General features: G+C 64.1%; 10 protein-coding genes and 1 pseudogene. 5 read left to right on the plus strand and 6 right to left on the minus strand.

Annotation, left to right across the window (positions count from 1 at the left end; translation table 11 throughout):
• Positions 1–1,400, plus strand: a 1,400-nt coding sequence (locus EOC93_RS31095; RefSeq protein ID WP_245461591.1) for an OmpA family protein, incomplete at its 5' end; no start/stop codon positions are given.
• 416 nt (positions 1,401–1,816) lie between these two features.
• Here the strand turns inward: EOC93_RS31095 and EOC93_RS31100 are convergent.
• Positions 1,817–2,683 carry an NAD(P)-dependent oxidoreductase gene (locus EOC93_RS31100; RefSeq protein ID WP_126105369.1) on the minus strand — a complete coding sequence of 289 codons (867 nt, stop codon included), beginning with the start codon at positions 2,681–2,683 and terminating at the stop codon, positions 1,817–1,819.
• 165 nt (positions 2,684–2,848) lie between these two features.
• Between EOC93_RS31100 and EOC93_RS31105 the strand changes: the two genes are divergently transcribed.
• Positions 2,849–3,115 carry a type II toxin-antitoxin system VapB family antitoxin gene (locus EOC93_RS31105; RefSeq protein ID WP_095488955.1) on the plus strand — a complete coding sequence of 89 codons (267 nt, stop codon included), beginning with the start codon at positions 2,849–2,851 and terminating at the stop codon, positions 3,113–3,115.
• Positions 3,112–3,501, plus strand: coding sequence for a type II toxin-antitoxin system VapC family toxin (locus EOC93_RS31110; RefSeq protein WP_095488954.1), 390 nt, complete (start codon positions 3,112–3,114; stop codon positions 3,499–3,501). Before EOC93_RS31105 ends, EOC93_RS31110 begins: the two co-directional genes overlap by 4 nt.
• A gap of 7 nt (positions 3,502–3,508) precedes the next feature.
• Here EOC93_RS31110 and EOC93_RS31115 read toward each other — a convergent pair whose 3' ends face one another.
• Both EOC93_RS31115 and EOC93_RS31120 read right to left on the minus strand, forming a co-directional pair.
• Complete coding sequence (locus EOC93_RS31115) at positions 3,509–4,177, minus strand: response regulator transcription factor (RefSeq protein WP_126105367.1); 669 nt, start codon at positions 4,175–4,177, stop codon at positions 3,509–3,511.
• An 8-nt stretch (positions 4,178–4,185) separates the two neighbouring features.
• Entirely contained in the window at positions 4,186–5,058 is an 873-nt protein-coding gene (locus tag EOC93_RS31120) for a S1C family serine protease (RefSeq protein ID WP_127206535.1), read from the minus strand.
• A 271-nt stretch (positions 5,059–5,329) separates the two neighbouring features.
• Between EOC93_RS31120 and EOC93_RS31130 the strand changes: the two genes are divergently transcribed.
• Entirely contained in the window at positions 5,330–6,277 is a 948-nt protein-coding gene (locus tag EOC93_RS31130) for a trypsin-like peptidase domain-containing protein (protein ID WP_127206536.1), read from the plus strand.
• A 103-nt stretch (positions 6,278–6,380) separates the two neighbouring features.
• Here EOC93_RS31130 and EOC93_RS31135 read toward each other — a convergent pair whose 3' ends face one another.
• Together EOC93_RS31135 and EOC93_RS31140 are read right to left on the minus strand one after the other, a co-directional pair.
• Entirely contained in the window at positions 6,381–7,292 is a 912-nt protein-coding gene (locus tag EOC93_RS31135) for an arginase family protein (protein ID WP_206532292.1), read from the minus strand.
• A gap of 113 nt (positions 7,293–7,405) precedes the next feature.
• Positions 7,406–7,828, minus strand: coding sequence for a VOC family protein (locus tag EOC93_RS31140; protein ID WP_126105364.1), 423 nt, complete (start codon positions 7,826–7,828; stop codon positions 7,406–7,408).
• 66 nt (positions 7,829–7,894) lie between these two features.
• Between EOC93_RS31140 and EOC93_RS31145 the strand changes: the two genes are divergently transcribed.
• Entirely contained in the window at positions 7,895–8,521 is a 627-nt protein-coding gene (locus tag EOC93_RS31145) for a TetR/AcrR family transcriptional regulator (RefSeq protein ID WP_127206537.1), read from the plus strand.
• Here the strand turns inward: EOC93_RS31145 and EOC93_RS35150 are convergent.
• Positions 8,463–8,626: pseudogene (locus EOC93_RS35150) on the minus strand (LysR family transcriptional regulator); the annotation flags it as partial. The gene EOC93_RS31145 and the pseudogene EOC93_RS35150 sit on opposite strands and share 59 nt — an antisense overlap.

Raw genomic sequence — 8,626 nt, forward strand, 5'->3', positions numbered from 1 at the left:
CCGAACAGCCGGCCAAGAAGGAAACCCCCGCCGGCGAGCCTGCCCCGCAGGCCGAGCCGCTTCCCACTCCAACCGACCGGCAAGCGGCTCCTGCCGAGGGCGAACAGCCTTTGGACCAAGCCAGAAAGCGCGGCAAGAAGCCTATCGGCGAACAGCCGGTGACGGGAGAGCAGCCCACAACCGGCGAGCAGCCCGCCGAGGGCGAACAGGCCGCGCCCGCCGAAGGGGAAGGTCCGGCCCAGGGCGAGGCTCCCGTGTTCGACAGCCAGAAGGATGCCGTGCGCAAGCGCAGAGGCGGCAGGGACAACGCGCAAGAGACGGGCGGCCAGGACGCGGGCGGTCAGCCCACCCAGCAGAACGGCGAGCAGGCGGAAGCCCCGAAGCCGGCTCCCGTCGACCAGGGACCGCCGCCCACCGACGACAGGGCGGCCCAGCAGGAGCTCAAGCTTGAGAGGATGGTTCCGGTGACGGAGGAAAAGGGCAAACGCGTTGAGCGTGCGCCCGACGATGAGGACATTCGCCGCCGTCCACGCCCGCGCGGGGTCGACGTCGTCAGGGAACTCGGCGACCGCGTTATCCTCCAGTTCAACAACCAGACGATCGTGGAAAGCGACGATGCCCCGCGCATGCACCGTGGCGCGAGGAACGTCTACTATGAGGAGCTGTCGGGCGATCGCACCCGGGAAATCGTCGAGCGTGACAATGGAATCCAGATCGTCACCATCCGCAACCGCTACGGCGACGTCATCCAGCGTTCACGCATCGCGCCCGACGGACGCGAATATGTGCTGAGCTATGTCGACGAGCGGTACTATGACGACGATAGCGACTGGCGCGATCCGGGCGACGACCTGCCGCCGATTCGGATCGACATTCCGCGCGAGGAGTACATTTTGGACGCCGAAGACATCGAGGATCCGGGCGACTACTATACCTTCCTCGAACAGCCGCCGGTGGAGCGGGTGCAGCGCCTCTACTCGATCGACGAGGTCAAGCGCTCGGCCCGCGTGCGCGACATCGCCCGCCGCATCGACCTCGACACGCTGAACTTCGAATTCGGCTCAGCCTCGATCCCCGAAACCGAGGTGCAGAAACTGGAAGGCGTCGCCAGCGCGATGGAGAAGCTGCTCGAGAAGAACCCGGCGGAAACCTTCCTGATCGAAGGCCATACCGATGCCGTCGGCAGGCCGGAGGCGAACCTCGCTCTATCCGACCGTCGCGCGGAGGCTGTCGCCGAAGCCTTGACCAATGCCTTCAGCATCCCGCCGGAGAACCTGACGACACAGGGCTATGGCGAGGAGTATCTCAAGGTCAACACGTCGGAGCCTAATCGCGAGAACCGTCGCGTCGCCATCCGCCGCATCACCTCGCTGGTGGCGCCGGTCGCTAGCGCGAATTAGGCCATGGTCCCTAAAAGTGGAAACCGGTTTTCGGAAAGACCATGGCCAACTTTAAAGCAACGATTCCAGAAACCTGAACTGGTTTCTGGAATCTATACGGGAAGACGTAGCCCACCCCGGTTTCACCGGGATGGGCGATTTCCGGGAATGAGCCGAGGGTAAAGGAGAATGTAGGTCGCGATTTTGACCAGGGATTGAATCGCGAGGTCGTCCACCCCAGATTCTGTATAGGGCTTCCCTGCCCTGTCCCGACTCCAGCGGGACACATGAGCCCCGCCGGTGTCCCCTCCCCGGCGGGGTTTTCGTTTCGGGCTCGGTGTTGAACTGAAGCCTTGCGAGGCCCAGATAATTCCTCACGGTGGCCCTCCGCCTCAAAGCCAACAAGGCCGAGGAGTGAGAGCGGCGCCCGGTGCCCGTCAGTAGATACTTTTGATGTTGGTTTCCGAATTGGCAAACACCTCGTCGGGCACGAAGAAGTCACCGGCGAGCGGACCTGTCGCATCAGGGGCATAGATCGAAAAATCGCTGACGCCTTCGGCGCGCAGCACCTCCTCGTCGATGTAGAAATTGCCGGTCGCCTCGCGCGACGGCCTAAGCAGGATCGCATGCGCGGCATCGGCCATGATGTCGGGCGAACGGCTCATCGCTGCCACCGTCGCCCCGCCCAGGAGATTGCGCACCGCTGCCGTATCGATCGTCGAGATCGGCCACAGCGAATTGACGGCGATGCCGTCCCGAGCGAACTCCGCGCTCATGCCCAGCGTGCACATCGACATGCCGAATTTGGCCATCGTATAGGCGACATGGTTCTTGAACCATTTGGCCTTCACGTCGAGCGGCGGCGCCAGATTCAAGATGTGAGGATTGGCAGCCAACTTCAGGTGCGGAATGCACATTTTGGAAACCAGAAACGTGCCGCGCGTGTTGATCTGGTGCATCAGATCGTAGCGCTTCATGTCGGTTTCCAGCGTGCCGGTAAGCTGGATGGCGCTGGCATTGTTAATGCAGATGTCGATGCCGCCGAATTTTTCGACGGTCCGGGCGACCGCCTCGGCCACCTGCTCCTCCTCGCGTATGTCGCATAATGCCGGCAGCGCCTTGCCACCGGCCTGCTCGATCTCTTGCGCCGCCGTATAGATGGTGCCCGGCAGCTTCGGGTGCGGTTCGGCGGTCTTGGCCGCGATCGTCACATTGGCGCCGTCGCGCGCAGCGCGCAGCGCGATCGCCAGCCCGATGCCGCGCGACCCGCCGGAGATGAACAGCGTCTTTCCCTTGAGCGACATATCCTTCCGCCTCCCTTGCAAATCTGTTGGTAGCGATCCTTGCTCGCGCAGTCGCAGGATACAAGAGCGGGGATCATCGAGGGATGGTGACGCTTCGGAGGCGCGACGAATCCATGGACTCAACAGCGGAGAGTATATATTCTGTAGAAAGAGGTGGAATATAGAATGGCCCTGTCGATCAAGAACACGGAAGTCGAGCAATTGGCGCGGGAACTTGCCCGCCGCCGTCGCGTGTCGGTGACGGAAGCGATCCGCCAAAGCCTCGAGCGCGAAGTTGCGCGCGAGCGGCTTGTGCCGCGCGACGAGGCCGACGACCTTTTTCAGCGATTGATGGCGATTTCCGACAGTGCGGGAAAAATCCCCAAACGAGAAAATGCAATGACCGACGACGAAGTCCTCGGTTACGACGAGTTCGGGATCCCGACGAAATGATCATCGATTCCTCGGCCCTTGTCGCCGTTCTGCGCGCGGAGCCTGATCACGAGCGTTTCGTGCTGGCCATCGCACAGGCCAAAAGGCGGCTGTTGGCCGCACCAACGTTTCTTGAAACGACGATGGTTCTCGCCGGCGGCTGGCAGGATGAAATTCTTGATCGCCTCGACTCCTTCCTGCGCGTGGCCTCGATCGAGACGATCGCCTTCACCGCCGACCACGCAGCCGTCGCCCGTCAGGCCTTTCTGCGCTATGGCAAGGGCCGGCATCCGGCCGCTCTCAACTTCGGCGACTGCATCTCCTATGCCACGGCTCGCCTCGAAGCCATGCCGTTGCTGTTCAAAGGCGACGATTTCCGGCTGACGGATATCGAACCGGCTGTGTAGTCCATCGTCACACCAGCACCAAGCCTTGCCGCATGGCGATGGCGATCGCGTCAGTGCGGTTGGCCGCACCGAGCTTGATCAGGATCGCCGCGACGTGGAACTTCGCCGTATGCACGGAGATATTCAAGCGCCGCGCGATCACCTTGTTGGGCGCGCCCTCGGCCAGCAGTGCCAGCACTTCGCTCTCGCGCGGAGAAAGCGCCGGCCTGGCGGCTCCATCGTCGACCGGCTCCTCGTCCAACGGGTCGCCGTCATGGAACGCGAAATCATCATCATGCCGGCCAGGCACGCGGCGGCCGCCGCCTGAAATCCTGTAACCCGCAGCGGCAAGCCGGACGGCAGCGGCAACCAACAGGTCGTCAGCCGCCGGCGGCAGGACGGCGAAAAGATTGTCGTCTGTCGGCTCGTGGCCGGTCCGCCGGGACAGCAGCACCCGAGGTATGGCGGGATCGATGGCCAGGCCTTGCAGGTTCCGCTCGTCGACGACAGCGACGTCCGCTCGCTCGCCGCCATCGCTGCTGCCGGCCGTGACAGGCAGCAGATCCCCGCTCGCGGCGAGCGCGGAAGACAGGTGCTCGGCATGCGCCGCATCGCCAAGCGCGATCAGCACGGTTAGCCGCCGCTCCGCCACCACGCCATCCGCGGTCCTGTCCCTTATGATCGCCTCAACAGCCATCGATCCTCTCAGCTCAGCGGCTTTTCGCCGATGGTCAGCACGACATCGCGCTGTTCGCCGCCGCGCACCACGCCGAGCGTCACCGACGCGCCGGCGCTGTCCGGCCCGAGCCTGTGGATCAGCTCGCGCGGACCATGCACCGCCTCGCCGTTCCACGACACGATGATGTCGCCGAGATGCAGGCCGGCGGCTTTTGCCGGGCCATTGTCGTCGAGGCTCATCACCATGGCGCCATGCGAGTCGCCGCTGCGGATCGGGTGCAGGCCGGCGCCGAGATAGCCGCGCGCGACATGGCCCTTCTCGCGCAGCGTCGCAACTGCCCGTTCGATCGTCTCGTAAGGCATGACCAACGCCCGCCGGCGCGGCCCGAACAGGAGCATGCCGATCAGTGCGCCCTTGGCGTCGAGCACCGGGCCGCCCTCGAAACGGCCGCCGGCATTGACGGCCAGATTGATGCGCCGGTCGATCGTGCCGCCGCGCATTGAGCGCCAGGCCGGACCGACCTCACCGACCGTGCCGAATGCGGCGAGCGTCGCACCGTCGCTATTGCCGACCGCGATGGCCAGATTACCCGGCCGCACCGAGCCTGCCTTGGCCAACGGCGGCACGTCCGGCGCGCCGGTCGGCTTCAGAAGTGTGGTGCCAGTGGACGGATCGCGGCCGACCAGCTCAACCTTCACCTTGTCGCCCGAAAAAAGCGTCAGCTCGATCTCTTCGCCGGCCTCCACCGCCTCCTCGGCAGTGACAAAATAGCCGTCGCGCCAATGGAAGGCGGTCGCCGTGCGATGCTGATGCGTGGCGAAGCTCGCCGTCACCGGCGCCGCTGCGGCGGCGATATCGGCGATGGCGTCGGAAAATGCGCTCAGATTGAAGTCGCTCATGATGGTCTCCTGGGTTTTTATCGCATCGGCCCGAAAATCGGAATCGATTTTCGGAAAGCACGATGCGAGAACTCAAAATCTTAGAGCGTACTTTGAGCGTCCAATGGACGCTCGTCGCTCTACCCCAGATATCGCTTGGCAGCGCATTCGCCGGTACTCGCCTGACGGCTAGTTGGGCGTTGGACTGGCCATCTGGTCAGGTCGCGACCGATCCGGCCGCTCCGCACATATAGGCATCCTTCATCTTGCTCTAAAGACACGGAGCCCTGCCATGTCCCTCCCCGCCCAGCAATTGCAATTCGACGATGCGCTGCTCGATGATTATTCGGCAACGGTTGCCGATGCTGTGGACCGCATCGGCCCCGCCGTCTGCCGTATCGAACGCATCGGTGGTGCCGGCGGCCAAGGCTCCGGCTTCGTTATCACGCCCGACGGGCTGGTCGTCACCAACTTCCACGTGGTCGGCGATGCCCGCACCGTCCGCGTCACCATGCCGGACGGTGCATCCAGGGAAGGCCGTGTTCTCGGCCGCGACCCCGATACCGACATCGCGCTGGTGCGTGCCGACGGCAGCTTTGCCGACATCGCGCCGCTCGGCGATTCCAAGCGCCTGCGGCGCGGCCAGATCGCCATTGCCATCGGCAACCCGCTCGGCTTCGAATGGACCGTCACATCAGGCGTCGTCTCGGCGCTCGGCCGCTCGATGCGTGCCTCCACCGGCCGGCTGATCGACGACGTCATCCAGACCGACGCAGCACTCAACCCCGGCAACTCAGGCGGACCGCTGGTGTCGTCGGCGGGCGAGGTCATCGGCGTCAACACCGCCATGATCCATGGCGCGCAAGGCATCGCCTTCGCGGTTGCCTCCAACACCGCCAATTTCGTCATTTCGGAGATCATCCGCTTCGGCCGCGTGCGCCGCGCCTTCATCGGCGTCTCGGCCGACACGGCAAACCTGCCGCGGCGCGCGGCACTCCTGTCGCAAGTGTCGAGCAGCACGGCCGTGCGCCTGCGCAGCGTCGAGGCGAACAGCCCGGCGGCCAAGGCCGGCCTCAGGGAAGGCGACATCATCGCCGTCATCGACGGACGCCCGGTCACCGGCGTCGACGATCTGGTGCGCATTCTCGATGCCGAGCGCATCGGCCGCGAGACACTGTGCACGGTGGTGCGCCGCTCCGGCATCACTCAGGTCACGGTGACGCCGGTGGCGCGAAACTGACTACCGCATCGGCTCGAAAATCGAAATCGATTTCCGGAAAGCACGATGCGCAGATTCAATGTGTTAGAGCGTGCTTTGTGCGTCCAAGTGGACGCACGTCGCTCTAACGCGGTGCAAAGATCCGGCCGAGCAGCGAAACCAGCAGCACGGCCAGTTCGCCGGTCGGATCGAGGTCCGGATCGAAAATGGTCATATCCATTCCGGTGCAGCGCGGATTCGCTACCAGCGCCGCGAGGATGGCGACGAGATCGTCGGGATCGATGCCGGGGCTGCCTGGTGAATCCACCGCCGGCATCACTGTCTGATCGAGCGCATCGACGTCAAAATGCAGCCAATAGAGCCAGCCGCTTCGCGCCAGCGTGGTCCAGGTCTTTTCCAGAACCTTTGCCGCGCCAAGCTCTCGCACCGCAAAGACGTCGATCAGCGTCATCGCGGTCGAATTGATGTCCGGCCAGGCGAAGTCGGGGTTGCGGTTCTCGCGTTCGCCGATCTGAATCACATGTTCGTCCGCAACAAGCGGGCTTGCGATATCAGGCCAGTCGGTCAGCAGCGGCTCGCCACGTCCGGTGGCGAGCGCAAGGTCCATGCCGGCGGCCGAGCCGAGCGAAGCGTTGATGTCGTAGTTGCCCGGATGGCGGAAATCGCTGTGGCCGTCGACATGGACCAATGCCAGCGGACCGGATCGCCGTGCAGCAGCCAGTGCGCCGAGCAGGACCGCGCAGTCGCCGCCGACGACCAGCGGGAACTCGCCTCGCCCCAGCGCGCCGGCAACAACTTCGGCGAGGCCGAGATTGAAACTGCGTATCGCGTTGCCGTTGCGCAGCCGGGTGCCCGGCTGCGGCTCCGTGCTATAGGCGGGCCGATCAAGATCAACCACTTTGAGGGGCGAAAGCGTCTCGATCAAGCCAGCTTCGGTCAACGCCTGCGGCGCACGCCACGTCCCCGGTGTATGACCTGGCCGCAGTGGGCGGAGGCCAAGGTTTGAGGGTGCGCGGACAAGGCAGATTTCACGCATGGAATAGGTCCAAGGCTGACGAGCCTCAGCATAGACCGCAAAGACATGACCGGCCACGCGGCTGGAGCCTTCACGTCACATCTACAGACAGTTCCTGCCAGCAGCTATCCCGCTTAGCCCGCCGCCCCTTCAACAAACTGCTCCAGAAACTCCGCGCTCGGCGGGATCGGCTTGATCACGTCGATCAGCACGCCATTGGGATCTCTGGTGATAAAATGGCGCTGGCCGAAGGGTTCGTCGCGGAGCGTTCGCAGGATCGGCAGGCCGGCAGCAAGGATCCGCTCGTAGACTGCATCCGGGTCTCTGACTTCGAAATTGATCAGCAGGCCGGAGGTACGGCCGCGCCCTTCTTCCGGGATCGTTTCGTGATCGCCCTGGACGATGCCGAGATTGACGCGGCGATCCTCGGCGGATTGCAGATGCACGTACCAGTCGCTCTCGAACAGCGGCTTGAAGCTGAAGTGCTTGATATAGAAGGCTTTCGTGCCGGCAACGTCGCCCGTCATCAGCACTGGATAATAGCTCGTCGTCTTCATCTTTCCTTCTCCCGTCAAATAACATACAGTCTGCATGTAAGTTGAATTAACATACAGGCTGCATGTATGCAACAGGAATCCGCGCGCCGCTCCAACCGCGATCGCACCGAAGCGACGCGCGCCGACCTGATCGCCGCGGCGCGAAAGCTGTTCACCGAAAAGTCCTATGCAGAGACCGGCACGCCGGAGATCGTGGCTGCGGCCGGCGTCACGCGCGGCGCTCTCTATCATCACTTTGCCGACAAGCAGGCGCTGTTTGCCGCGGTGGTCGAGCAGGAGGCGGCTGCTGTGGCGCAAGAGATCGAGCGCGCCTCACCGCCCTCGCTGTTTGCCCGCGATGCGCTGATCGCTGGTTCGGATGCCTACCTTGCCGCCATGCGCGCACCTGGCCGCACCCGGCTGCTGCTGCTCGACGGACCGGCCGTGCTCGGCCGCGCCGCAATGGACGAAATCGACAACCGCCACGGCAACCGCTCGCTTCGCGAGGGCCTTGTGGCGGCAATGCGCGCGCAGACCATGGTGAGGTTGCCGGTGGAAGCGCTGACCGCGCTACTCGCCGCCGCCTTCGACCGTGCTGCTCTTGCGGTCGAAGCAGGCGCCGAAACCGGCCCCTATCGCGAGGTGCTTGTCGCCCTTATCGACGGACTGTCTCCAGCTCTTCCTCAGGCAGCTGGCCCGGCTCAAGCTCGTTGAAGCAGCCAAGCTGGCGCTTGAACTCGTAGATCAGCCAAGCCGCCGCCGGTTTCGGATTGCGGTCGGCGCGATGCATGGCATAGAGCGCTGCCCGCACCTCACTGT

Source organism: Mesorhizobium sp. M6A.T.Ce.TU.002.03.1.1 (genome assembly GCF_003997275.1).
GTDB classification, from domain to species: domain Bacteria; phylum Pseudomonadota; class Alphaproteobacteria; order Rhizobiales; family Rhizobiaceae; genus Mesorhizobium; species Mesorhizobium mediterraneum.

What these genes read in the sequence shown, in the direction of transcription:
- EOC93_RS31100 (WP_126105369.1), bottom strand. Translation starts at nt 2,683, where the DNA reads ATGTCGCTCAAGGGAAAGACGCTGTTCATCTCCGGCGGGTCGCGCGGC.
- EOC93_RS31105 (WP_095488955.1), top strand. Translation starts at nt 2,849, where the DNA reads ATGGCCCTGTCGATCAAGAACACGGAAGTCGAGCAATTGGCGCGGGAA.
- EOC93_RS31110 (WP_095488954.1), top strand. Translation starts at nt 3,112, where the DNA reads ATGATCATCGATTCCTCGGCCCTTGTCGCCGTTCTGCGCGCGGAGCCT.
- EOC93_RS31115 (WP_126105367.1), bottom strand. Translation starts at nt 4,177, where the DNA reads ATGGCTGTTGAGGCGATCATAAGGGACAGGACCGCGGATGGCGTGGTG.
- EOC93_RS31120 (WP_127206535.1), bottom strand. Translation starts at nt 5,058, where the DNA reads ATGAGCGACTTCAATCTGAGCGCATTTTCCGACGCCATCGCCGATATC.
- EOC93_RS31130 (WP_127206536.1), top strand. Translation starts at nt 5,330, where the DNA reads ATGTCCCTCCCCGCCCAGCAATTGCAATTCGACGATGCGCTGCTCGAT.
- EOC93_RS31135 (WP_206532292.1), bottom strand. Translation starts at nt 7,292, where the DNA reads ATGCGTGAAATCTGCCTTGTCCGCGCACCCTCAAACCTTGGCCTCCGC.
- EOC93_RS31140 (WP_126105364.1), bottom strand. Translation starts at nt 7,828, where the DNA reads ATGAAGACGACGAGCTATTATCCAGTGCTGATGACGGGCGACGTTGCC.
- EOC93_RS31145 (WP_127206537.1), top strand. Translation starts at nt 7,895, where the DNA reads ATGCAACAGGAATCCGCGCGCCGCTCCAACCGCGATCGCACCGAAGCG.